Source organism: Nitrosomonas sp., from assembly GCF_040256045.1.
Classification (GTDB): Bacteria; Pseudomonadota; Gammaproteobacteria; order Burkholderiales; family Nitrosomonadaceae; genus Nitrosomonas.
This window is the reverse complement of the sequence record NZ_JBDZWD010000009.1, coordinates 1-23,716: the sequence shown is the minus strand read 5'-3', so window position 1 is coordinate 23,716 and position 23,716 is coordinate 1. Positions and strand designations below refer to the sequence as shown.

General features: G+C 50.2%; 20 protein-coding genes. 15 read left to right on the top strand and 5 right to left on the bottom strand.

Features of this window, described 5'->3' with window-relative positions; genetic code table 11:
* Positions 1-3: 3 nt before the first annotated feature.
* Positions 4-930, bottom strand: a complete 927-nt coding sequence (gene hemC / locus ABUL11_RS03075) for a hydroxymethylbilane synthase (RefSeq protein WP_350282396.1) — start codon at positions 928-930, stop codon at positions 4-6.
* A gap of 123 nt (positions 931-1,053) precedes the next feature.
* Between hemC and ppc the strand changes: the two genes are divergently transcribed.
* Together ppc and ABUL11_RS03065 are read left to right on the top strand one after the other, a co-directional pair.
* Positions 1,054-3,855, top strand: coding sequence for a phosphoenolpyruvate carboxylase (gene ppc, locus ABUL11_RS03070; protein WP_350282395.1), 2,802 nt, complete (start codon positions 1,054-1,056; stop codon positions 3,853-3,855).
* A 210-nt stretch (positions 3,856-4,065) separates the two neighbouring features.
* Positions 4,066-6,051 carry a GumC family protein gene (locus ABUL11_RS03065; protein WP_350282394.1) on the top strand — a complete coding sequence of 662 codons (1,986 nt, stop codon included), beginning with the start codon at positions 4,066-4,068 and terminating at the stop codon, positions 6,049-6,051.
* A gap of 19 nt (positions 6,052-6,070) precedes the next feature.
* Here the strand turns inward: ABUL11_RS03065 and ABUL11_RS03060 are convergent, their stop codons facing one another.
* Together ABUL11_RS03060 and ABUL11_RS03055 are read right to left on the bottom strand one after the other, a co-directional pair.
* A complete protein-coding gene (locus ABUL11_RS03060) occupies positions 6,071-7,504 on the bottom strand; it encodes a DUF3482 domain-containing protein (RefSeq protein ID WP_350282393.1) in 1,434 nt (477 codons plus the stop codon).
* Complete coding sequence (locus ABUL11_RS03055) at positions 7,504-8,895, bottom strand: DUF2868 domain-containing protein (protein WP_350282392.1); 1,392 nt, start codon at positions 8,893-8,895, stop codon at positions 7,504-7,506. Before ABUL11_RS03055 ends, ABUL11_RS03060 begins: the two co-directional genes overlap by 1 nt.
* A 273-nt stretch (positions 8,896-9,168) precedes the next feature.
* Between ABUL11_RS03055 and ABUL11_RS03050 the strand changes: the two genes are divergently transcribed.
* Entirely contained in the window at positions 9,169-9,882 is a 714-nt protein-coding gene (locus tag ABUL11_RS03050; RefSeq protein WP_350282391.1) for a type 1 glutamine amidotransferase, read from the top strand.
* A 38-nt stretch (positions 9,883-9,920) separates the two neighbouring features.
* Here ABUL11_RS03050 and rpoH read toward each other — a convergent pair whose 3' ends face one another.
* Positions 9,921-10,763, bottom strand: a complete 843-nt coding sequence (rpoH, locus tag ABUL11_RS03045; protein WP_350282390.1) for an RNA polymerase sigma factor RpoH — start codon at positions 10,761-10,763, stop codon at positions 9,921-9,923.
* A gap of 283 nt (positions 10,764-11,046) precedes the next feature.
* Between rpoH and ABUL11_RS03040 the strand changes: the two genes are divergently transcribed.
* The 12 genes from ABUL11_RS03040 (at position 11,047) to ABUL11_RS02985 (ending at position 23,382) form a co-directional block, all read left to right on the top strand.
* Positions 11,047-12,621 carry an alginate export family protein gene (locus tag ABUL11_RS03040; protein ID WP_350282389.1) on the top strand — a complete coding sequence of 525 codons (1,575 nt, stop codon included), beginning with the start codon at positions 11,047-11,049 and terminating at the stop codon, positions 12,619-12,621.
* A gap of 28 nt (positions 12,622-12,649) precedes the next feature.
* A complete protein-coding gene (locus tag ABUL11_RS03035; protein ID WP_350282388.1) occupies positions 12,650-13,657 on the top strand; it encodes a sulfate ABC transporter substrate-binding protein in 1,008 nt (335 codons plus the stop codon).
* 58 nt (positions 13,658-13,715) lie between these two features.
* Positions 13,716-14,021 (top strand): DUF2325 domain-containing protein, encoded by a 306-nt coding sequence (locus tag ABUL11_RS03030; protein WP_011111207.1) that lies wholly within the window; start codon positions 13,716-13,718, stop codon positions 14,019-14,021.
* Positions 14,022-14,024: 3 nt separating this feature from the next.
* Complete coding sequence (locus ABUL11_RS03025) at positions 14,025-15,044, top strand: EAL domain-containing protein (RefSeq protein WP_350282387.1); 1,020 nt, start codon at positions 14,025-14,027, stop codon at positions 15,042-15,044.
* 90 nt (positions 15,045-15,134) lie between these two features.
* Positions 15,135-15,923: an EAL domain-containing protein gene (locus tag ABUL11_RS03020; protein ID WP_350282386.1), complete on the top strand. Its 789-nt coding sequence runs from the start codon at positions 15,135-15,137 to the stop codon at positions 15,921-15,923.
* A 65-nt stretch (positions 15,924-15,988) separates the two neighbouring features.
* Positions 15,989-16,822: a sulfate ABC transporter permease subunit CysT gene (gene cysT, locus ABUL11_RS03015; RefSeq protein WP_011111204.1), complete on the top strand. Its 834-nt coding sequence runs from the start codon at positions 15,989-15,991 to the stop codon at positions 16,820-16,822.
* A gap of 9 nt (positions 16,823-16,831) precedes the next feature.
* The gene (gene cysW, locus ABUL11_RS03010; protein WP_350282385.1) at positions 16,832-17,713 is read left to right on the top strand and encodes a sulfate ABC transporter permease subunit CysW; all 882 of its coding nucleotides are present in this window, start codon (positions 16,832-16,834) and stop codon (positions 17,711-17,713) included.
* Positions 17,710-18,798: a sulfate/molybdate ABC transporter ATP-binding protein gene (locus ABUL11_RS03005; RefSeq protein WP_350282384.1), complete on the top strand. Its 1,089-nt coding sequence runs from the start codon at positions 17,710-17,712 to the stop codon at positions 18,796-18,798. Before cysW ends, ABUL11_RS03005 begins: the two co-directional genes overlap by 4 nt.
* A complete protein-coding gene (gene epsC, locus ABUL11_RS03000) occupies positions 18,798-19,736 on the top strand; it encodes a serine O-acetyltransferase EpsC (RefSeq protein ID WP_350282383.1) in 939 nt (312 codons plus the stop codon). The genes ABUL11_RS03005 and epsC overlap by 1 nt, the downstream gene beginning before the upstream one ends.
* A gap of 106 nt (positions 19,737-19,842) precedes the next feature.
* Entirely contained in the window at positions 19,843-20,760 is a 918-nt protein-coding gene (locus ABUL11_RS02995; RefSeq protein WP_350282382.1) for a family 2A encapsulin nanocompartment shell protein, read from the top strand.
* Complete coding sequence (locus ABUL11_RS02990; RefSeq protein WP_350282381.1) at positions 20,747-22,372, top strand: family 2A encapsulin nanocompartment cargo protein cysteine desulfurase; 1,626 nt, start codon at positions 20,747-20,749, stop codon at positions 22,370-22,372. Before ABUL11_RS02995 ends, ABUL11_RS02990 begins: the two co-directional genes overlap by 14 nt.
* A gap of 92 nt (positions 22,373-22,464) precedes the next feature.
* Complete coding sequence (locus tag ABUL11_RS02985; RefSeq protein WP_350282380.1) at positions 22,465-23,382, top strand: CysB family HTH-type transcriptional regulator; 918 nt, start codon at positions 22,465-22,467, stop codon at positions 23,380-23,382.
* A 45-nt stretch (positions 23,383-23,427) separates the two neighbouring features.
* Here ABUL11_RS02985 and ABUL11_RS02980 read toward each other — a convergent pair.
* Positions 23,428-23,716: hypothetical protein (locus tag ABUL11_RS02980; RefSeq protein ID WP_350282379.1), on the bottom strand; the 289-nt coding region annotated here is incomplete at its 5' end.

Genomic DNA, 23,716 nt, shown 5'->3' with positions numbered 1-23,716 from the left:
TTTTCACGCCAGTGCAGCAAGAATTTCCTCCGCACCATGAGCTTTCAGGTTTTGTGCCAATTGCTGACCCACCTGCTCGCCTGATTCCGGTTTACCACATAATTTATCCGCAATCATCCTGGATCCATCAGGAGTCGCCACAAAACCGCGCAAGGTCAATACACCTTCGAGAATCTCAGCAAAACCACCCAGAGGCACTTGGCAGCTGCCCCCCAGCATGCGGCTCATGGCACGTTCCGCCTCCACACAGTAAGCTGTTGCAGCGTGGTGCAACGGCTTCATCCACTCCTCCATATCAGGATCATTGTCACGACATTCGATACCCAGCGCACCCTGTCCAACCGCAGGAAGGCTCAATTCGGGTGGCAGCAGCATACTGATGCGATACCCCAGTTCCAGACGCTTCAATCCGGCTGCAGCCAGAATGATCGCACTGTATTCTCCCTCATCCAGTTTTCTCAGCCGCGTCTGGACATTGCCACGCAACGGTCGCACTTGCAGATGAGGAAAACGCGCACGCAACTGGGATTCACGTCGCAGGCTGGAGGTACCCACCATACTCCCGGCAGGCAATTCTTCCAGACTGGAGAAATCATTCGAAACAAAAGCATCGCGCGGATCTTCCCGTTCCGTAATGGCTGCCAGTGTGAATCCGGATGGAACAATCATCGGTACATCTTTCATGGAATGTACGGCGATATCCGCACGACCATCTTCCAGCGCCAGCTCGAGCTCCTTGATAAAAAGTCCCTTGCCACCGATTTTCGACAGGGAAACATCCAGAATCTGATCTCCTTTGGTCGTCATGCCAAGTATGGTGATATCAGTTTGCGGGTATAATTCGAGCAGACGGCCCCGGATGAAATTCGCCTGCCACAAAGCGAGCTGGCTCTCGCGTGATGCAATAACAATTTTTTTAGGACTGGACATAGCAGAAATCCGAATTTACGGCAATGCGGCCATTCTAGCATGGCCGCCCCCGGTACGGATGATGACGGATGACTGCGCCTTCATCCCGGCCCCTAAATCCACCATTACAGGAGACGCGCAATAATGAGTCTGAATATCCGAGCAAACGTTATCCCAGAGAAAAACACACCCAACGAAAAAGATTATCCGTTGCGGGAAGATATTCGTTTGCTGGGGCGTATGCTGGGGGATACCATACGAGAGTTGGAAGGTGAAACGATGTTCAACCTGGTCGAAACCATTCGCCAAACATCCGTACGCTTCCGGCGAGATCAGGATGAAGCGGCCGGACACGAGCTCGATACCATCCTCAATCATCTCAGTCACAAAGAAACCATCGCTGTCGTACGGGCATTCAGTTATTTCTCACTGCTGTCAAATATCGCCGAAGATCTGCACCACAACCGCCGTCGTCGTGCTCATTTGCGTGCAGGTTCTCCTCCCCAGGATGGTAGTGTCACACTGGCCCTGCAACGTGTAGTATCAGAAGGCATTGATGCTGAACAATTGCAGAATTTTTTTGCCAGCGCACTGATCTCCCCGGTACTGACAGCTCATCCGACTGAAGTGCAGCGACGCAGCATCCTGGATTATCAGCTGAAGATTCAGCGCCTGCTCAAGGAACGGGATCGTACCCAGCTCACACCCAATGAAATGCGCCACAACGAGGAAGATTTACGCTCCGCCATTCAAACACTGTGGCAAACCCGGGTGCTGCGTTCCGTCAGGTTGACAGTGCAGGACGAAATCGAGAATGGCCTGATCTACTACCACTACACTTTCCTCAGACAAATTCCCTATATCTACGCCAAGATCGAGGATATCCTGGAACGCCACATGGACAAGGCAGCACCACGTATTGCCTCATTTCTGCGAATTGGCAGCTGGATAGGCGGAGACCGGGACGGCAATCCTTTCGTTACCCATCAGATCATGCTGCATGCCGCCGAGCGGCACTCGGCACTGATACTCGATTTTTACATCAACGAAGTAGAGAGAATCGGCCAGACCATGAGTCTGTCCGAACGTCTGATCAAAGTCAGCAGTGATCTGGAAGGATTGGCTTCCACTGCACCCGGTCTGCCGGCCAGCAGGATCGATGAGCCCTACCGGCGTGTATTTCTCGGCATCCATGCCCGTCTGATTGCAACCAGCAGACATCTGGGATCTTCCGTTCGCGCATACTGCCAGGAAAGCAATGCCGAACCCTACGCCGATAGTGCCGAATTCGTACATGATCTCGATATCGTCATCCGTTCGTTGAGACAACACCGGTCAGACAGACTGGCTCAGGGTATTTTACGTGATCTGCGACGGGCGGCAGATGTATTCGGTTTCCACCTGGCACCGCTGGATATGCGCCAGCACAGCAAGATTCATGAACAGGTCATTTCCGAACTTTATGAGAAAAATACCCGAGACAACCGGAATTATCTCGAGATGTCTCGCTCTGAACGTGTCGAATGGCTGCTGGCCGAACTCAGGCATCCACGTTCACTGGTTTCCTCTTTTTCAGATTTTTCTGACACTACCCAGGGTGAATTGCGCATTCTGAAAATGGCTGCTGAAATCCAACGCCGTTTTGGCCACGCCGCACTGCCTAACTACATCATCTCGATGGCAACTGGTGTTGTACATATTCTGGAAGTGGCACTGTTGCTGAAAGAGGCCGGGGTATTGCAATTTGGTGATGACCCGCGCTCGACCGTAAACATCATCCCGCTATTCGAAACGATCGATGATCTGCGCGGCTGCGCCAATGTCATGGATGAACTGTTTTCTCTTACGGATTACCGCAAGTTACTGCTTTCACGGAACAATCTGCAGGAAGTCATGCTGGGTTATTCTGACAGCAACAAAGACGGTGGATTCGTCACTTCAAACTGGGAAATCTATAAAGCCGAAATCGAGCTGACTCGGGTATTCAATCGCCACGGAGTAAGGCTGCGTCTATTCCATGGCCGCGGCGGTACGGTAGGACGTGGCGGTGGTCCCAGCTATCAGGGAATACTGGCTCAGCCACCAGGTAGTGTCAGCGGCCAGATTCGGTTGACCGAACAAGGCGAAGTCATTGCCAGTAAATATACGGATCCTGAAATCGGGCGGCGCAATCTCGAAACCCTGGTTGCCGCTACCATCGAATCCACATTGCTGGATCGTAATGCTGTCCATTATCACGCACCCCATTACCACCAGATCATGGAAGAGCTGTCTTCCAGTGCGTATGATGCCTATCGCAATCTGGTCTATGAAACACCGGGATTCAAGCAATTTTTTCTGGAATCCACCCCAATCCGTGAAATTGCCGGTCTGCATATCGGCAGCCGACCAACTTCACGCAAACCTTCCGACAAAATCGAAGATCTGCGGGCGATTCCATGGGTATTCAGCTGGAGCCTGAATCGCACAATGATTCCTGGCTGGTACGGGCTTGGCACAGCCGTGGAGAATTTCGTGCAGCAAGCCGGGAATGAGCAAGAGGCATTAAAACAACTGCAGGAAATGTATCGCACCTGGCCTTTCCTGCAAACGCTGCTGTCCAACATGGACATGGTACTGTCAAAGAGCGACCTGGGTATCGCTTCACGCTACGCCGAACTGGTAACCGATATTGAATTACGTCAAAGTGTTTTTGCCAGCATCCGCACCGAATGGGAGCGTTGTGTGAAATGGCTGTTTGCCATTACCGGCTATACCGAGCTTCTGCAGGACAATCCTACTCTGGCGCGCAGCATCCGCATCCGGACGCCTTATATCGATCCACTGAATCACTTGCAGATCGAACTGCTCCGTCGCTATCGCTCGGGAGATGATGATGATACCGTTCGTCGTGCAATTCATCTGACCATCAATGGAGTCGCTACCGGGCTCAGAAACAGCGGTTAATATTTTTCAGAAACCACTTGCTTGTACTTCTGTGATTAAAGTAACTGTAATTTACGATAACAGCGGGTAATATTTAAACATTGAATGCTAGCCGGTTATCGGCATTAAAATCTAAATTGTTTGCGTTCATGAACAGGTGGGGGCCATAATTGAAGCGTTACTCCTTACCCGGCTCTTTCCTGAATCTGACTGTCACTACCGGGAGGAATAATGAAACAAGAGAGTCCTCGATTAGAAAACGCTACACCTATCGAAAAAGAAACAACCCGCTCTCTTCTCAGCTACCTCACCCGGCTCAAACCAACCAGACCGGTAATTTTTACCTCTGTTTTTTTATCCTGCCTGCTACTTTCGCTCGGTTTCGTTTTTTTACAACCGGCAATCTATCAGAGTTATGCCACCTTGCTGACCGTTGCCAAAACAGCTATCGATCAGGCAAGCAGGGAAGCCGACATTCAGCACGTTGCCATTCAAAAACAAGTTCTTCTCGGTTCGGAACTGCTGGCCGAAACAGCGGATCGCCTGCAGAAAGGCAATGATACTGAAGCTGGGATCAATCTGACACCCACCGCCATTCGTGACATGCTGAATGTCCGACCGGTAACCGACACTAATCTGGTTGAAATGGTGGCTGAAGGGAATAAACCCGAGTTACTGCCACGCCTCATCAATACCTGGATCGACGTCTATCTGGATGCACGATCAGCAGAAATTGCCCGATCCAAAGGTTCGACGGTAGAAATGATGCAAGAGGAACTGGGTGCGCTAACCGAAAAGATAGGGCAAAAAAGGCTCGAACTCGAGCAATTCAGACAGCACAACGAAATCGTCTCGGTCGAACGGCAAGACAATGAAGCACTGGCACGTCTCAAAGGGCTGACTGATTCACTGAATAAAGCCAGTGAAGAAGAAGTCAGAGCCAAAGCACACCTCGACACCATCAGGAGATCGATCGAAAAAGGACAGATCGTCGTACCCACTGAAGATACACGCACGCTGAGTGCGCTCGAAAAACGTGCACAGGAGTTACGGGAGCAGCTGGAGGAACTGGATCGGCGATACACCCGTGACTACATGGCTTTATCCCCTGATCTCAAGGTAATTCCGGATAAACTACGGGCACTCGAAGATGAAATTCAGCATATCCGTCGGCAAGGTCAAACCGTAGTCGTCAGTGAGGCCGAGCAGGAATATGTTGCTGCCAGGCAGGCTACCCGTTCAATCCAGGAACAGCTCGATCAGCACAGAAAAAAAGCGGCTGAATTCACAACTCGCTTCACCGAGCATGACGCACTGAAATCCGATCTGGAAGAACTGGAGCAGCTCTACCGCGATACTCAGGCAAGGCTAGCTCAGATCGAGGCGCAACATACCGGAAAGTATCCCTACGTCGATGTCATTGAACGTGCTTTCCTGCCTCATCACCCGATCAGGCCGGATTACCTGGGGAACGCCATGATTGCGACATTGGCGTCTTTATTGCTGGGTCTGGCTGCGATCTGGATCCTTGAATTCCTGATGCACAAGGATCAGGAAAAGCTGGCGATCCATCTGTCTGGAATCCATCTTCACAATCAGGATAATTTACCCCACAGCGCCTTCGATGTCCTGCCGTCAACACCGGTCAATTTGCCTCGGGAACCCGCTCAGATGCTCGAACATACCAGTATGAACGAGCTTCCGCCGCAACAGATCGCTACCCTGTTTCAGGCAGCAAACATCCGCGAAAAACAACTGCTTGTCTTGCTGCTAAGTGGTCTGACATTGGATGAAATCACCCATCTACAGGATGATGACATTGACCTTGAACACCACTCAATCACGGTCAGAAGCGTGCCTGCCAGAATGATTCCTCTGCATCCTGTCCTGGCTGCGCTCTACGGCAAACACGGTCATTGCCTGACGGATCCTGCCGGGAACCGTTTGAATCAGGAAGATCTGGAAGCGTTACTAACCTGCCTGCAAATCGACGCTGATCTGCCAGCAGACAACCGGGTTTCGGCTGAAATATTGCGTCAGACCTATATTCTATACCTGGTAAGGCAAGGCACCCGCCTCGGTGATCTCGAATCGATCACGGGCTATATCGCACCAACAGAACTGTCTAATTACGGCACTTATGCTCCTGCAGGTACCAGATACCCGATCGAATCAATCAATTTGTTTTACCCGATCGATCACAAGCAGGATGCATGACAGATCCCGTAACACAATTCTATAGCGCCGGATTTCTCAACAACGCATCGACCAGTCTTTTTTCGATCAAGCTGTACCGCCGGGTGTCTTCGGTGTGAAGTTCTTGTGATTTACCCCAGGATGGATTCTGCCTGAGCATATCGATGATCTGCTGCCAGCCGCCCGGCAGCTCACCACGCTCCGGCTGCTGACTTACCTGATCGGCGTGACAGGCAGCATGTCCCCGGTTCATCAGTTTATCCAGCAGTTGGTGCTGCCGCAGATACAGTAACTGTAAGGTGCTGTCATCCACACATAACCACCGGGTACCCCGTATCTTCGCCTGAATCTCCTTGCCGTAGCGTCTGAACGTAGACCAACCGGTTCCGGCAAGTGCGCCCAGCATGCTGGCAGCCCCCAGACTCAATCCTCCCGTCATCAGATCGATTCCCGCTCCGGCAGCGGCACCCTTGAGTGCCGCACTGCCGATATCCAGGCCATAGGCTTTTAGTACACCGGGTGCAAACAGGTCAAGCTGCCAGTAACCGTTCTGTACCGGGATCTTTTGCAGTTCGATATCCTTATCCGTGAAATTGAACATCTTCAGTAAATCGGCCAGACAATGCTGCTCTGCCTGGCGGATGAAATCCTGCAATCTGATTGCCGCGGATGAAGTATCAGCCGAACTGCGTTCATCACCCGTATGTTCCCGGTAACACACTGCGGTAATAATCAATCCGGCAATCCGCCTGGCAGCAGACATGCAAAGCTGGTTCCAGACTCTTGCACGGTGATCGATCAAACGTTGCAGGCGGGTATAGTGCACTTCCAGCAGGCTTTGTATTTTCTGGTATAAACGCTTTTCTGCTTCAAAGGCAAATGCCACGGTATCCAGTTCAAGCGAGGCGTATATATTGAATGCCGCCAGTTTTTTTCTCCACAAATCGAGTTCGGCCCGGTGCGCCGCAGTAAAGTTGAATATCGGAATCATCGGCTTCATTGCCTTGCCGAGTATCTCGATTTCGATAAGATATTTTTCCAGCACCGGCTCACGCACATCGATTACATATAGCAGCACATCACTACGCAATATCTGCCGAATAACCTTGGCTTCCTGTTCCAGAGGATCATGGAGAGGGGTCGCAGCAACAAATTTTTCCAGCAGTTCGCTCTGCGTGCTGCGTTTGTTTCTAGCTGCAATCACCTGCAGCCTGTCCTGCAGCGCATAGACATCTTCGATTCCGGGGGTATCGTGTAAATTGAGTACTGCCTCACTCCCGGCAAAAATGGTAGCTCGCTCGACATGGCGAGTCGTCCCCGCTGCGTCATCCACTCTGCCAAAGCTGGTACTGCGCAGCAAAGTGCGAATCAGGGAGGTTTTGCCGGTATTGGTATGGCCAATGACAGCAATCTCCAGCAGCGGTGCCTCCTGCATCGAGACTGTCCCGGCAGATTTCGTATCAGTATGCATCATCAGGAAAGGATATGTTCGGCTGGAATCTCACAGGCTTGTGCCAGCCGGTACCAGGCCTGCCTGCGTGATTCCGCCACCTGAATTGCAGGGCTGCTTTGCAACAGCATCAGCCAGACTTGACCTGACACCAGCGTTGCAAGCTCTCTTATCATCCGCTGCACTCCACGATCGGGTAATCGATGTGCTGCAACGCCAATGACTAACGCTCTTTTGGATTTCTTGAGCATTTCCGAGACCCGGATAAACGTTTTCTGATCCGCCACATTTTCCTGGCAAACCATTCCTTCCGGCCAGATGGCATGACTATCCAGCTCGATGCCGATCACCAATGCATTTGCGGGAAAACGACGGCTGTGTTTCGCACGGATAATCGGTTCCGCCAATTCTTTTGCCATTCCGGAATCACGGTCGATCACACTGGTCACGAATTCTTTTGCGATCAGGCTCTGCCGCAACGTGACATAGTAAGGCAGGTATAAATCCAGTTTGTAACGATACTCGGACAGCTTCAACATGAAAAAGGCAAGCAGTATCAGGATCAGCCGGGGCAACAATCCATAGACAATTAGTGCTCCCACCAGAAATTCCGCCCAGGCGCTTCTGATGACTGAGTCTTGCACACCTGCCCCGATCCGGCTGGCTGCGATCTGCTGACCGTCAGGAACAACCAGGCCGATATGCTGCATGGGAATACCCAACAGACGAGTCAGCTCTGGCAGACTGTTTTCCGGCAGCAATGTCGTCCCCCAGACGAAATCATACTGCTTTGCCAGCATCAGCAGAATCAGCACCCCCATCCCTGCAAGCAGATAGATCAGCCAGAACTGATGAGTCAATATACTGATTCGCCACCTGCCTACCCTGCCGGACAGGCAAGTCTCCCACCAGGCACGCGCAGCAAGCGTACTAGTGGAATCACTTTCTCTTTTCTTGAGCTGAAAAGGCAGCCAGCAGGCCAGTTGCGCAGCGATGCCCGAGCTCAATCCCTGAACATTCAACAAAATCCCGGCACACCACAACAACATCGACAGGAAATTGAACCCAAGCAACACGACCAGCAGCCAGTAAATGTTCAGCGTCGAAGATTCGCCGGTTGCATTGACCGCAGCCAGCCCTCCGAGAACCACCGCCAGCAGCAGAATAATTCTGCTTGCACGTATAAACAACTTCTCCGGCTGCTGGAGCACATCGTCCAGATGATTGTCATGAACCAGATGATGAGCGCGATCCAGCAACCTTTCCAGAAAAGCGGGATAACTGAAACCGGAGACAGGGTATGCTTCCATACTCGCAATACCGGCGTAAGAAAGTGCCTGAGGCTGGCCGGTTTCAATATGCCGCAATTGTTCCAGTCGAACCAGATCATTGAAATCGTGGTTTTTTAATGCCATCACTATCGATATCTAAGCAGGAAAAATAAAAACGGGACTACCCCGTCACACCCGGGCAACCACCCGGAAGGCCTGTTACCAACCGGGGAGGCAAGCAGCACAGACGATCAGGATATGACAGTGAAGAACGGTCATCTCGCTCCGGAATATCGTAAACAACCTGATCCCCGTAAAAACTTGGAAAACCGTACAATCCACACTCTACTGAAGAAAACAGAGTATTCGCAAGAGAACAGTAAAGCCCGTTCATTTATTCCAGGAAGGATGTCATCAATGAAACCCGTCGCAATTCTCAGGTTTTTCCCGATCGAAGGGCCCGGCTATTTTGCCACATTTCTCGACCACCATCACATCCCCTGGCAACTGATCTGTCTGGATTTAGGAGCACCCCCACCGGAGAATCCGGACAAGTACAGCGGGTTGGTGCTGATGGGCGGTCCGATGAGTGTACACGATGATTTACCCTGGATTGACCCGGTCCTATCGCTCATCAGGCAGACGACAAGCGCCGATATTCCGGTACTGGGCCACTGCCTGGGTGGACAGCTTTTATCAACCGCTCTGGGAGGCGTGGTAACAAACAATCCGGTCAAAGAATTGGGATGGGGATGTGTGGATGTGGTTTCTCCCTCTATCATTGCGCGTGACTGGTTTGGTACTGATCTCACGAAATTCGATGCCTTTCACTGGCACGGCGAAACCTTTAGCATACCGGTAAACGCAGGCAGGCTGCTATCCAGCCCTTACTGTCCCAATCAAGCCTTTGCCTTGGGGATTCACCTAGGCCTGCAATGTCATATCGAAATGACCGCCGAGATGGTAAAAACATGGTGTGAGGCAAATGCTGACGAGCTGGTACAAAGCGGGGAAAGTCCCGCCGTCAGCAGCGGCGAAGAGATTCAGGCGAACCTCGATGACCGCATTGCAACACTGCAATCAGTCGCGGATCGCCTGTACAAGAAATGGATTGAGGCATTGAAGCCCTAACATGTAGCCATTGATCCAGGACATATTCATACTGGCTGTCAGATGGCGATCTCAGCCCGCATTTTCTTCATGGCTTTTGCTTCGATCTGACGCACACGCTCCGCAGAAATACCCAGCTCATCAGCCAGTTCATGCAAGGTTGCAGCCTTGTCTTCCCCTAACCAGCGGGCCTCGATGATACGACGGCTGCGCTCATCCAGACTATCGAGCGAATTTTTCAGCCTGGCATGCGTCAGTTGTTCCAGCTGTTCCTCTTCCAGCTCTCTGGAGGGATCCGATCCATCCGTCAGCCAGGCAATCGGGCTGAAATCATCTTCATTACTGTCTGTTACCGGCTCCAGGGAAATATCCCTCCCGCTGAAGCGGGTTTCCATCTCGACGACTTCCTCAGCTTTGACACCCAGTTGTTCTGCCATCGAAGCCACTTCAGCCTGGCTCATCGTATCCAGTCCTTTTTTCATACTGCGCAGATTGAAAAAAAGCTTTCTCTGCTGTTTGGTCGTGGCAATCTTGACCAGCCGCCAGTTACGCATGATGAACTCATGAATTTCCGCCTTGATCCAGTGAATTGCAAAGGAAACCAGCCGAACCCCCCGTTCCGGATCAAAACGTCTGACAGCTTTCATCAAACCGATATTACCTTCCTGTATCAAGTCCGCATGCGGCAGCCCGTATCCCAGGTAACCGCGAGCGATGGTAACCACCACGCGTAAATGGGAAAGCACCAGCTGGTGCGCTGCATTGACGTCGCCCTCTTCTCGCATACGTTTAGCCAGGGAAGTCTCCTCTTCCCGGGATAAGACAGGAAAGCTGCCGGTCGCACGAATATAGCTGTCCAGATCACCGCCTGCTATCACCGGTAAAGCCATAGTCTCACTCATTATTTTCTCCATTGATTGAATGCACTCTACATGATTTGAAGTAAATAGACATATCCTAGCACTCTTAGTTCACGAGTGCTAATTTCATCAGTACCTAATTACCTCTCTTAACCGCATATTCATGCTACCGCTCGATCAAAACAATTTTACATATATTAAATTCAGATAAAGAAATCATTATTTATTATTTTTATAAATAAGAGATTGTTGTTATCTTTGCTTCGCTCGAACGACGTCGAGAGCCATAACCCAATAAACCTACAACTATAAAACAGAGGCATAAATGAGACACCGTACATGGATATGGCTTTATCTGATTACTCTCCCGTCGCTGACAAATATGGTTCATGCAAAAGAAATGCTTTCAGACAACCGGAATGGTCAGACAACAGCAGTTGATTCCGGTTCTGCAGCATCCAAGGAAGTGATTATACAAACTGCGGCAAACGAACAAGCTGAATCGACCAAACCCACATTCATCGCTGGTGATGCACCCTCCAGCTTTTACCAGCGCGCGCGCAGCTACAGCACTCACCCGGAGTCCGATCCTCCCCGTTATGTACGTACGCTATCCAAAACAGGGATCGATGCTTTCAAAAATCTTTACTGGCTGGATGTCGGCTTGGATTACCGCGTACGTTATGAACATCGTCACAATGATATCCGACGCTCACGTATCACTACCGATAATCCTGTTCTACTCCGAACACGGGCCTATCTGGGTATCAAAGAAATTCTGGATCCTCTGCGCTTTGTGGTCGAATTTGAAGATGCACGTCGCTATAACGGTAAATTCCCTAAAGATAATCGCGACTGGAATGAATTCGAACTGATTCAGACCTATGGCGAACTCTATTTCAAGGATGCGCTGGGGCGCGATGACCTGGGTAATTATCGTCCTGTCAGAATCCGGGGTGGTCGCATGGCATGGGAAACGCTGGATCGGCGCTTACTGGGTAGTAATCAATGGCGCAACACTACCAATAATTTTGAAGGCTTCCGCGTTACACTCGGCCAGGAATCGAATGACTGGGAGTTCGATGCATGGGGAGTGCAACCGGTCATAAGACTGATAGACAAATTTGACCGGCGCGACAAAGGCCAGTGGTTTTATGGCGCAATCGGACATTTTCGTCAATGGTCAGAAATAATCACCATTCAACCCTACTATATGGGGTTAATACAGGATGACGATGGTGGAACACGAGTCAAACGTGAAATCCACTCTCCTGCCATACGAGCCTATGGTGTTGTACCCAACACTGAAGTCGATTTCGATCTCGGTGCCATTTATCAATTTGGCCGTGATGGTGGACAGAAAAAATCAGCGCATTCCTATCTGCTCGAATTCGGCTATACCTTTCAACAAGCTGCTTGGAAACCCCGCGTCAGTGCCTTTTACGGCTATGTAAGTGGTGATCGGGATCCTAACGACAGCACAAACAACCGCTTTGAAAGATTCTTCGGTTTTGCACGACCCTGGTCAGCTGATGACTACATCATCATGGAAAACATCCAGGCACCGAAAATCAAGGTAGAGTTCCAGCCACATCCGGACTTACAAATCGACGGAGGCTACAACGGCTTCTGGCTCGCCAGTAAGACTGACCGTTTCAACAACCTTCTCAACGGCAGTGGAAATAACCGTGATCGCAGCGGGAACAGTGGCAGCTTTATCGGGCATTCAGCCGATATTCGCGCCCGTTACAAGCTGACACCTCATATCAGTACCACACTGGGCTATTCACACTGGTTCAACGGCGGATTCATAAAAAACCAGCAGTTGGCGGAACTGGGAGAAACCACTGCCGGGACGGATTTTTTCTATGTTGAAGTCGCTATCAGCGCATTCAAATAACATCAACTTATCTATAAAAGGGAATCAAATGAAATTCAATATATGGTTGTCAGTCGGATTATTGACATTTGCTCTGGCAGGTGCCAGTCAGGCATTTGCTGACCGGACTCTTCTCAATGTTTCCTACGATCCGACACGCGAGCTGTATGAGGAATATAACCGCGAGTTCATCCGCTACTGGCAGGAAAAAACCGGGGAGAAAATTACTGTCAAACAGTCACATGGCGGCTCCGGCAAACAGGCACGTGCGGTCATTGACGGTGTGCCTGCAGATATAGTGACACTTGCCCTTGCTCATGACATTGACGCGATCAGCGAGCAATCGGGGCTGATCCCGGCAGAATGGCAGAAACGCTTACCCAACAACAGTTCGCCCTATCTCTCAACGATCGTCCTGCTGGTACGCAAAGACAATCCCAAAGGAATCAAAGACTGGGATGATCTGATCAAACCGGGTGTCGCCGTCATAACGCCCAATCCGAAAACATCGGGTGGTGCACGCTGGAATTATCTGGCGGCGTGGGGTTTTGCACTGAAAAAATACGATGGCGATGAAGCAAAAGCACAAGAGTTCCTCACCCGACTTTATAAGAATGTCTCAATACTTGATTCAGGGGCACGTGGATCAACCATCAATTTCATCCAGCGCGGCATAGGGGATGTTCTGATTTCCTGGGAAAACGAAGCTTTTCTGGCGCTCAAGGAATATGGCCCGGAGAAATTCGAAATAATCATTCCCTCGATCAGCATTCTTGCCGAACCCCCTGTCGCTGTCGTCGACAAGAATGTCGACAAACATGGCGTACGTAATATTGCCCAGGCCTACCTCGAGTACCTGTACGGCAAAAAAGGGCAGGAAATTGCGGCACGCAACTTCTATCGACCGAGCGATCCGGAAATCGCCAAAAAATATGCTCATCAGTTCCCGGCAATCAATCTATTTACGATCAATGACGTATTTGGAGGGTGGCCGCAAGCCCAGAGCATCCACTTCAAGGACGGCGGCCTGTTCGACAAAATCTATGTAAATCAATGATCGATTTTGTATCCGGCACATTGATTGCTCATAACCTCAAACTCGAAAAGAATCAGAAATGACAGTACTTATAGTGGGTGGAGATTACATTGCATCTCTCAAACAGAGAATCACGGCACACGGCTATTCCCGTATAGAACACTGGAACGGTCGTAAAAAAGGGTTCAACAAGCGAGCACTGCCAGGCAGAACAAAGCTGGTCGTGATTATCTACGATTACGTCAGCCACAACCTTGCCAATTCAGTGAAAGATCAGGCCAGCCGTATCGGGATCCCGATGATTTTCTGCCGTCATGCCATGCACGAAATCGACACGATCTTCGATGAGAAAAAAGCTGAAGAAAGTTGTTGCAACTTTGTATAAGTAATGAACAAGTCCAGTGAAGCAAGAAGTGCGCAGATCCCGTTGAAATGGATGAACGATTTACCCGCTTCTCTTGCTTCAATTCAGATAGCTTCTTTGCTGGAGTTACAAATGCTGCCATCAACGTTAAAAACACTGGTACACGGTAATTATATGATTCGTACGATAGAACGCATTATCACAAGCACCGGTTTTTCCTTACAACACTCTGATAATGGCGAGATTACTGGTCTTTTTTACCACTGCAAGTTATCAAGCGCTTATCAACCTGTTTTTGAAGCTGTCCGGAACAATATCATTGGACAAGAAGCTCGTATCCGCGCTGATTTAAATGGAAATGGGGAAATACAACTTTCTCCCTGGCATATATTCGCACTCGCCCCCGACGATGAACAGCTCATCAAGCTGGATCGCCTCTGCCGAACGATTCATGCCCTCAATTTTCTTGACAATATTACTAACAAACAGATGAAGCTGTTCGTCAGCGTACAGCCCCGTTTGCTGGAAAGTGTCAAGGATGATCATGGCAGCGCATTTGAGCAAATACTAGACATTATCGGAATACGTACCTCCAGAATCGTTATCGAGATCCCAGTTGAAGCCAATCGTGACTGGCGGCTGCTGAAACGCGTGATCATGAACTATCGTGCACACGGGTATCTGATCTCAGTCAATTACAGCGGTACCAATAATGACCGGATATCCGAACTTGGCAAGTTATATCCTAATGTCATACGTATTGATGCACGTGATCTGTTACGGCGTAGCGTACTGGATCCGTTGATAGTCACTGCTCATGATCAAGGAGCAGATGTTCTGGTAGGCAACATAGAAACTTCATATCAACTGACAGATGCAATACACGCAGGTGCAGATCTGCTACAGGGAAATTTCCTGGCCAGATATTCGCGTAAAGCCGACAACATCCTGACTCCCTTCTCCTGGCAGATACCAGACGAGCGGAATGGATACAGATTCGACAATGAATCACTGCAGGAAAATCAACCTTACAGAAGCATATAACCCGTTCTATTTACGAAACATCGAATCATGTACCCGAAAACAGCCTTGCATATAAAAACAGCGACAAACAATCTTGAAAGGAGCGCTTTCATGAATAGAACCACTGCCAAGCCTTTTACCGTAATGGATGAGTTCGAATTGATCAAAGCTGCTACCGACTACTCGCTGGAACAGGATGAAAATGGCCGGATCAGTGGAAATTTCTACCATTGCAAACTGACCAGTGCCTTTCAGGTAATCCTCGATATTCATGAAAATAAAATAATCGGCCACGCAGCCTACATTCGCTCTGAATCAAATGGTGAAGTCTCGCTCTGGCCCTGGCAGGTATTTGCACTTGCCTCCAAAGATGAACAATTGATCGACCTCGATCGCCTGTGCAGGGCAATTCACGCACTGAATTATTTTAAGAAGAACTTTGATATCAACACTGGTCAGCTTTTCCTGAGCGTACATCCACGCCTGCTGAGCAGCATCCAGAATGAACACGGACGAACATTCAAAGATTTTCTGGATTTGACCGGAATCAGTACTTCACGGGTCGTGATTGAAATACCCCCAGCCCTGAATCACGACTGGAAACTGCTACAGAAACTGATCATTAACTACCGCTCATACGGTTATCAAGTAGCCCTTAATTTCAGCAGTACCAACGGACACTGGTTACTGGGAACAGATGATCTCCATCCGGACATCCTGATCGTGCAAGCACACGAGTTATTACAGTATCAGATGAATGACTATCCGGAAGACAACAGCACCCGTGATGCCGGCTTCCGCCTGCATGTCAGAAAAATCGAAACGCAAGAGCAGCTGACAGCGGCAAAACAGGCAGGTGCACATTATCTGCAAGGCAATTTTTTAGGGAAAGCAGTGTAACTCACAACATGATCCCGGCAATCACCCAAAAGGATTTTTACAATCGAATAACAGGAGCCTGAATTTTGAGCACTTTCAAACAATACAGTGTATTACCAGGCTTCAATCTGGCACTGGGATTCACCTTGCTTTACCTGAGTCTGGTCGTACTGATTCCTCTGTCGGCAGCATTCATCCACAGCGCGAAACTGACCTGGCCGGAATTTTGGAGTACGGTGACTGCACCCCGAGTCGTCGCATCCTATCGGCTGACATTTGGAGCCTCGTTTGCAGCCGCAGTGGTTAACACATTTTTCGGATTGCTGGTAGCCTGGGTACTAGTACGTTACCCGTTTCCGGGTAAGCGCCTGGTCGATGCCCTGATCGATCTGCCTTTCGCACTACCCACCTCCGTTGCCGGTATCACGCTCACCGCAATCTATGCGGGTAACGGCTGGCTCGGCCAGTATCTGGAACCATTGGGAATCAAGGTCGCCTTCACCCCGGTCGGTGTTTTCGTTGCACTGACATTCATCGGGCTGCCGTTCGTCGTTCGCACCGTTCAACCTGTACTGGAAGATATCGAGAAAGAACTGGAAGAAGCTGCTGCCATGCTGGGCGCAACACGCTGGCAGACTTTCCGGTATGTTATTTTCCCGGCAGTTCTGCCTGCACTGACCACCGGTTTTGCACTGGCTTTTGCCCGCGCCATCGGAGAATACGGCTCCGTCATTTTTATTGCCGGTAATATCCCGATGGTCTCGGAAATCACTCCATTACTCATCATCACCAAACTCGAACAATATGATTACGCTGGTGCAACAGCCATTGCCGTCGTGATGCTGGTGATTTCATTCATTCTTCTGCTGATCATCAACCTGCTGCAATGGTGGGTTCGTCATCGCAGCATAAAAGCATAAAGGAAAATCATGACTGCCGTCCCGTTACTCCAAACCTCTCCGGCACCGCACAAGGCCGTGATTACACAGGAATCGCCATGGGCACGTTGGACACTCATCCTGCTGGCACTCTCCTTTTTGTCTCTTTTTATTTTACTGCCACTGTTAGCAGTTTTCTTTGAGGCATTGAGAAAAGGATGGGAGGTTTATCTCGCTGCCATCACTGAACCTGATGCTCTCGCCGCCATTCGGCTGACACTGATCGCAGCAGCCATCGCCGTACCACTCAATCTGATATTCGGTATCGCAGCCGCCTGGGCAATTGCCAAATTTGAGTTCCGCGGCAAAAGCATCCTCACCTCCCTGATCGATCTGCCATTTTCCGTCTCTCCCGTCGTCGCCGGATTAATTTATGTACTGATATTCGGCTTGCAAGGTTGGGCAGGCCCATGGCTGAGGGAACACGATCTTTCCATAATATTTGCCGTACCCGGCATCGTGCTGGCAACGACTTTCGTGACCGTGCCGTTTATTGCGCGCGAGCTGATCCCATTGATGGAGGCACAAGGAAGTGAGGAAGAAGAAGCTGCCATTATTCTGGGAGCAAGCGGCTGGCAAACACTCTGGTACATCACCCTTCCCAACATCAAATGGGGATTGCTGTATGGCACCATTCTCTGCAATGCCAGAGCAATGGGCGAGTTTGGTGCCGTCTCGGTCGTTTCCGGGCATATTCGTGGCTTGACTAACACACTTCCGCTGTACGTCGAAATTCTTTACAACGAATACAACTTTGTTGCCGCTTTTGCAGTGGCTTCTTTGCTGGCGTTACTTGCACTGATTACGTTGGTACTGAAAACACTGGTTGAAGCAAAAGTAGCTCAACAAACCTCCAGAGGAAATCATTCATGACTATCGAAATACATGATCTATCCAAGCAATTCGGCTCTTTCACCGCACTGAACGACATCAACCTGACAGTGAACCCTGGGGAACTACTCGCGCTGCTGGGTCCTTCCGGCTCCGGTAAAACCACTCTGCTGCGGGTCATTGCCGGCCTTGAAACAGCTGATTCCGGTCAAGTGCTGTTCAACGAGGAAGATTCAACCGACAAACACATTCGTGATCGGCATGTGGGGTTTGTCTTCCAGCATTACGCACTTTTTCGCAATATGACCATTTTCGAGAACGTAGCATTCGGCTTGCGTGTACGCCCCAGAAAACAGCGCCCCAACGCTCCGGAAATCAATCGCCGCGTGACTGAACTGCTGCAACTGGTGCAACTCGACTGGCTGGCAGACCGTTATCCGCATCAACTTTCCGGAGGGCAGCGCCAACGTATTGCGCTGGCACGGGCACTGGCGGTCGAACCCAGTGTTTTGTTACTGGATGAGCCTTTCGGCGCTCTGGATGCCAAGGTGCGCAAGGAACTCCGTGCCTGGCTGCGCAAACTGCACGACGACATGCACATTACCAGTATCTTTGTCACACACGATCAGGAAGAAGCACTGGAAGTAGCAGATCGGATCGTCGTCATGAATCGGGGCCGTATCGAACAAATCGGCACCCCTGATGAAGTTTATGAAAAACCGGCCAATCCGTTCGTGTATGAATTTCTAGGGCACGTCAATCTGTTCCACGGACGTGTACATCATGGCCATGCATGGATCGGTGATCTTCAAGTCGATGCCCCGGAGTACTCAGAAGCGGAAGATCTCAATGCCATCGCCTACGTGCGGCCGCATGATCTTGAAGTGGATCGGACATTAAACGGGGAACCTGCTCTGGCTGCCCATATCGTTCATATTCTCGCTATCGGACCGGTCGTACGGCTGGAGCTGGCAGGCAAAGACAACCAAAGTGCAAACAGCATTTACGCCGAGATCAGCAAGGAGCGTTTTCGCGAGTTGCAACTGGCAAGAGGAGATCAGGTTTTCATCAAGCCGCGCAAGCTCGATCTGTTTCCAAACCATGCCCAAAACGGATCGATACATTGATGACAGCCTCTGAAAAAATGCATTCACCGGAATTACCCTACCTTCGCACGACAATCAGCAACGTTGTCATAGAGTTGCGTAATTTACGCGAGACTTCACTGGAAAACCGGCAGAGACTCAACAATCCACCCAAACTTCCCTCACGCAAAACGCTGGCGGACATCATCGACAAATTGAGTGCTGCATTGTTTCCAAACCGTCTGGGTCAACCCGACCTGACCGGTGAAAGTATAGATTACTTCGTAGGGTACACACTGGATACCGCCTTGCGCGATCTGTCGGCAGAGGTAATCCGGGAGCTCCATTTCGCTTCCGGACTCGAGACCATCAGCCATACGGTTCGAGAACGGGCGGTGGAAATCACTCATGTATTTGCCAGACAGTTACCTGCCATACGTCATATCCTGGACAGTGACATTCGTGCAGCCTATGAAGGCGATCCGGCTGCACACAATATCGACGAAGTGCTGGTCTGCTATCCGGGTATCACTGCCATCATCCATTATCGGCTGGCACATGAACTGCACAAGCTGGGAGTCCCTCTGATCGCACGCATGATTTCAGAAATCGCACATTCTCTGACGGGTATAGAAATACATCCCGGAGCACAGATTGGTGACAGTTTTTTCATAGATCATGGAACCGGAGTCGTCATCGGGGAAACCGCAATCATCGGCCGTAAAGTACGCCTGTACCAGGCAGTCACTTTAGGCGCCAAACGTTTCCCGATAGATGAGCAAGGTGCATTGATCAAAGGAAATCAGCGTCATCCTGTCGTCGAAGACGATGTCGTGATCTATGCAGGCGCGACCATCCTCGGACGTATCACGATCGGATATGGCTCTACGATAGGCGGGAATGTCTGGCTGACACACGACATTCCACCCGGGAGTCACATCACCCAGGCACAGATGCGTCATGAAAAAGCACCCGGTTAATTTCAACTACATATATTTATTTCGTATATGTAAATAACGCCGGATTATTCAGAATAGCTCAGCTACACAAAACACGTTTTTCCCAACAATTTTCAGGAGGATTTAAATGACGGATATTCATCAGGCACAGACAGCATTAGGTGATGTTGCGGCCCGTACACTTGCCAATGCGACTAAAACCATTCCCATGATGGGCACGATCACGCCACGGTGGCTGACTCATCTGCTGCAGTGGGTTCCGGTCGAGGCAGGTATCTACCGCGTCAATAAAGTCAAAGATCCTGATGAGGTTGAAGTCGACTGCTCCAACAAGGATGAACGTGAATTACCTGCCACTTACGTAGATTATGAGGAATGGGGGCGTGAGTATGTACTTAATGCAGTCAATACCGTGCTGGATGTCCATACTCGCGTCGCTGATCTTTACAGCAGCCCGCACGACCAGACCCGTGAGCAGCTCCGGTTGATCATTGAAACCATCAAGGAACGCCAGGAAAGCGAGCTGGTGAATAACAAAGAATATGGTTTGCTCAACAATGTTGCTAAGAGCATGAAGATCAAAGCGCGGACAGGTGCACCTACTCCGGATGATCTGGATGATCTGATCTCGCTCGTCTGGAAGGAGCCGGCCTTCTTTCTGGCACATCCCAAAGCCATTGCAGCATTTGGCCGCGAGTGCACACGACGAGGCGTACCTCCTCCCACCGTGTCGATGTTCGGCTCACAATTCCTCACCTGGCGCGGGTTGCCTCTCATTCCATGCGACAAAATAGGCATTACCGGAGGGAAAACAAATGTTCTGCTGCTACGCACGGGTGAAAGCCGGCAAGGAGTGGTAGGACTCTATCAGCCTGGACTGCAAGGCGAACAGGGTATGGGATTATCCTTACGTTTCATGGGGATCAACCATAAGGCCATCGCTTCTTATCTGGTCTCACTGTATTGCTCACTGGCCGTATTAACTGAAGATGCACTCGGTGTTCTGGAAAATGTTGAAGTGGGTAAATACCATGAATACAAATGAGCTCAACCAGCGGACAGATAAGGTATCAGGTGAGGCATTCGCTTATATACCCGATATCGAATCACTGACGCAAATGGGCAATGCGTTATTCAACACACCTCCGCTTTCCCGATCGACCGAACCGGCCGCTTTGACGGTTCCCGGTCATGAGGTCGGTCGTCCGCACTCGGCCACCGGATCGAGCTATCCTTCGACTATTCCACTGCCTTTCGAAGCGGAACTAAAAGCGCTGTTTGCACCGAATCAGTATCGTGCACCGGCCCATACCGGCCTGTCTGGTTCAGACCATTCCAATCATCCACAACGTGGGGCCTCATTTTATTTCCTCGATGAAGTGATAGTACCCGTTCGTCATGATCAGATAGCCCAAATTCCTGCTGCCCATCCCCCCTTCGATATCCATGCGATCCGGCGTGATTTCCCCATTTTACAGGAACACGTCAATGGGCATTCTTTAGTCTGGTTGGACAATGCAGCAACAACACAGAAACCCCAGGCCGTCATCGATCGGCTGACCTATTTCTACACGCACGAAAATTCCAATATTCACCGGGCCGCACATGAACTGGCAGCCCGTGCGACGGACGCGTATGAGGAATCGAGGAATAAGGTTCGCCAGTTTCTCAATGCCTCCTCCACCGATGAAATCATCTTTCTACGGGGAACGACTGAAGCGATCAACCTCGTTGCCCAAAGCTGGGGACAGCAGCATATCGGCGCCGGAGACGAGATCATCATTACCTGGCTGGAACATCATGCCAATATCGTTCCATGGCAGATGCTGTGTCATGAAACGGGCGCCCGATTGCGCGTGGTACCGGTCGATGAAGACGGACAGATTCTGCTGGAAGAATATCAGAAGCTACTCAACTCACACACCAGGCTTGTTGCCTTCTCCCAGGTTTCAAATGCACTCGGTACCGTCACGCCTGCCAGACAAATAGTGGAAATGGCACACCGCGTCGGTGCACGGGTACTGGTCGACGGAGCACAGTCAGTTTCACACATGCGGGTCGACGTCCAGCAACTCGATTGCGACTGGTTTGTTTTTTCCGGGCACAAGGTATTCGGCCCGACTGGTATCGGTGTTTTGTATGGCAAGGCGGAACTGCTCAACGACACACAGCCATGGCAGGGTGGCGGCAATATGATTCAAGATGTCACTTTCGAAAAGACAGCTTATCACGGTGCCCCTGCCCGGTTCGAGGCGGGGACCGGTAATATTGCCGATGCAGTAGGACTGGGCGCCGCAATCGACTATGTGGAACGTATCGGTCTTGAAAATATCAGCCGCTACGAGCACGAATTGATGACCTATGCCACCAGATGCCTCAAATCGATAGCAGGGCTGCGACTCATTGGTACGGCACCAGATAAAGCAGGTGTACTGTCTTTTACCCTGAAGGATTTCTCTACGGAAGAAGTCGGTACTGCTCTCAATCGTGAAGGTATTGCGGTCCGTGCCGGTCATCATTGTGCCCAGCCTATTCTGCGCCGCTTCGGCGTGGAAAGTACCGTCCGCCCCTCGCTGGCTTTTTATAACACGTATACGGATATCGACAGGCTGGCCGCTGCCATAGACCGTATCCGGGGAAAGAAAAACGCATTCTGAACACCATGCGGTACAGATAACAGGCCTGCATAACTTCTGTACCACATCCATTCCTCCACGCCACCACACGTATCGACAACAGGTATAAACACGTGAATTTTCAGCAACTCCGCATCATCAGTGAAACAATTCGGCAGAATTACAATTTGACGGAAGTGGCCAATGCCCTGTTTACCTCGCAATCCGGGGTCAGCAAGCATATCAAAGACCTGGAAGATGAACTGAACATCGATCTGTTCATCCGAAAGGGCAAACGCCTGACCGGACTGACTGCACCGGGCAAGGAACTGGTCAAAATCGTTGACCGCATTCTGCTGGATACCAGAAATATCAAACGACTGGCAGAACAGTTCAGTCAGCATGACCAGGGTGAACTGACCGTGGCTACCACCCACACCCAGGCACAATACGCCTTACCGGGTGTCGTTAGGCAATTCAAAGAAATATTCCCCAAAGTACATCTCGTACTTCATGAATCCAGTCCCGGTGAAATCGTATCCATGCTGTTGAATGGTCAAGCGGATATCGGTATCGCAACTGAAGCGCTGGAGAGTACTTCCGAACTGGTATCGTTTCCGTACTATACCTGGCATCATGCGATCATCGTACCGGCAGAACATCCGCTGCAATCGATACACCCTCTCACACTCGAAGCCGTTGCTCAATTTCCGATCATTACTTATCACAAGGGTTTTACCGGGCGTTCCCGAATCGATCAGGCGTTCTCTCGCGCTGAATTGACACCCAATATCGCCATGTCCGCTCTCGATGCAGATGTCATCAAAACCTATGTCACTCTGGGTATGGGAATTGGTATCGTTGCATCTGTCGCATTTACACCGGAACGGGATACAAAACTGATCAAACTGGATGGTTCTCATCTGTTCGAGCAGAATACCACCTGCATATCCATACGACGTAACCACTATCTGCGCGGATACGCCTACCGGTTCATCGAGCTGTGCATCCCTTCACTGAGCAGAGATACCATCTGCTCAGAAATACAATAGAACGACTACTGATGCGAGATTGGCATGAGTCCATATCCCAGCATTTCAAATGACTGATTGGTGCCGCCGTGTAATGTAAATTCTACAGTTCGGCGCGTTCAGAACTTCATGGATTGTTGTCCGGCTAACACAGAAGCGTTCTGCCAGCTGTGTTATTTCCAGAGTCAAGTCTAATAAAGATGCAAAATTTCCTGATGATCCGGTAAAGTCAAGCCTGTGCGTTTGTGTACGTTCATCTGCAGTGTTCTCCTGAATACTGTAAATAGCACTAGAGATTCTTATATATAAAAGAAGAGAGGAGATTGCGTGTTTAAGAAAATCAGTATTTTTGTTG

Excerpts from the sequence above, each read along its gene's own strand:
- hemC (WP_350282396.1), bottom strand. The coding sequence starts at position 930 with ATGTCCAGTCCTAAAAAAATTGTTATTGCATCACGCGAGAGCCAGCTC.
- ppc (WP_350282395.1), top strand. The coding sequence starts at position 1,054 with ATGAGTCTGAATATCCGAGCAAACGTTATCCCAGAGAAAAACACACCC.
- ABUL11_RS03065 (WP_350282394.1), top strand. The coding sequence starts at position 4,066 with ATGAAACAAGAGAGTCCTCGATTAGAAAACGCTACACCTATCGAAAAA.
- ABUL11_RS03060 (WP_350282393.1), bottom strand. The coding sequence starts at position 7,504 with ATGATGCATACTGATACGAAATCTGCCGGGACAGTCTCGATGCAGGAG.
- ABUL11_RS03055 (WP_350282392.1), bottom strand. The coding sequence starts at position 8,895 with ATGGCATTAAAAAACCACGATTTCAATGATCTGGTTCGACTGGAACAA.
- ABUL11_RS03050 (WP_350282391.1), top strand. The coding sequence starts at position 9,169 with ATGAAACCCGTCGCAATTCTCAGGTTTTTCCCGATCGAAGGGCCCGGC.
- rpoH (WP_350282390.1), bottom strand. The coding sequence starts at position 10,763 with ATGAGTGAGACTATGGCTTTACCGGTGATAGCAGGCGGTGATCTGGAC.
- ABUL11_RS03040 (WP_350282389.1), top strand. The coding sequence starts at position 11,047 with ATGAGACACCGTACATGGATATGGCTTTATCTGATTACTCTCCCGTCG.
- ABUL11_RS03035 (WP_350282388.1), top strand. The coding sequence starts at position 12,650 with ATGAAATTCAATATATGGTTGTCAGTCGGATTATTGACATTTGCTCTG.
- ABUL11_RS03030 (WP_011111207.1), top strand. The coding sequence starts at position 13,716 with ATGACAGTACTTATAGTGGGTGGAGATTACATTGCATCTCTCAAACAG.
- ABUL11_RS03025 (WP_350282387.1), top strand. The coding sequence starts at position 14,025 with ATGAACAAGTCCAGTGAAGCAAGAAGTGCGCAGATCCCGTTGAAATGG.
- ABUL11_RS03020 (WP_350282386.1), top strand. The coding sequence starts at position 15,135 with ATGAATAGAACCACTGCCAAGCCTTTTACCGTAATGGATGAGTTCGAA.
- cysW (WP_350282385.1), top strand. The coding sequence starts at position 16,832 with ATGACTGCCGTCCCGTTACTCCAAACCTCTCCGGCACCGCACAAGGCC.
- ABUL11_RS03005 (WP_350282384.1), top strand. The coding sequence starts at position 17,710 with ATGACTATCGAAATACATGATCTATCCAAGCAATTCGGCTCTTTCACC.
- epsC (WP_350282383.1), top strand. The coding sequence starts at position 18,798 with ATGACAGCCTCTGAAAAAATGCATTCACCGGAATTACCCTACCTTCGC.
- ABUL11_RS02995 (WP_350282382.1), top strand. The coding sequence starts at position 19,843 with ATGACGGATATTCATCAGGCACAGACAGCATTAGGTGATGTTGCGGCC.
- ABUL11_RS02990 (WP_350282381.1), top strand. The coding sequence starts at position 20,747 with ATGAATACAAATGAGCTCAACCAGCGGACAGATAAGGTATCAGGTGAG.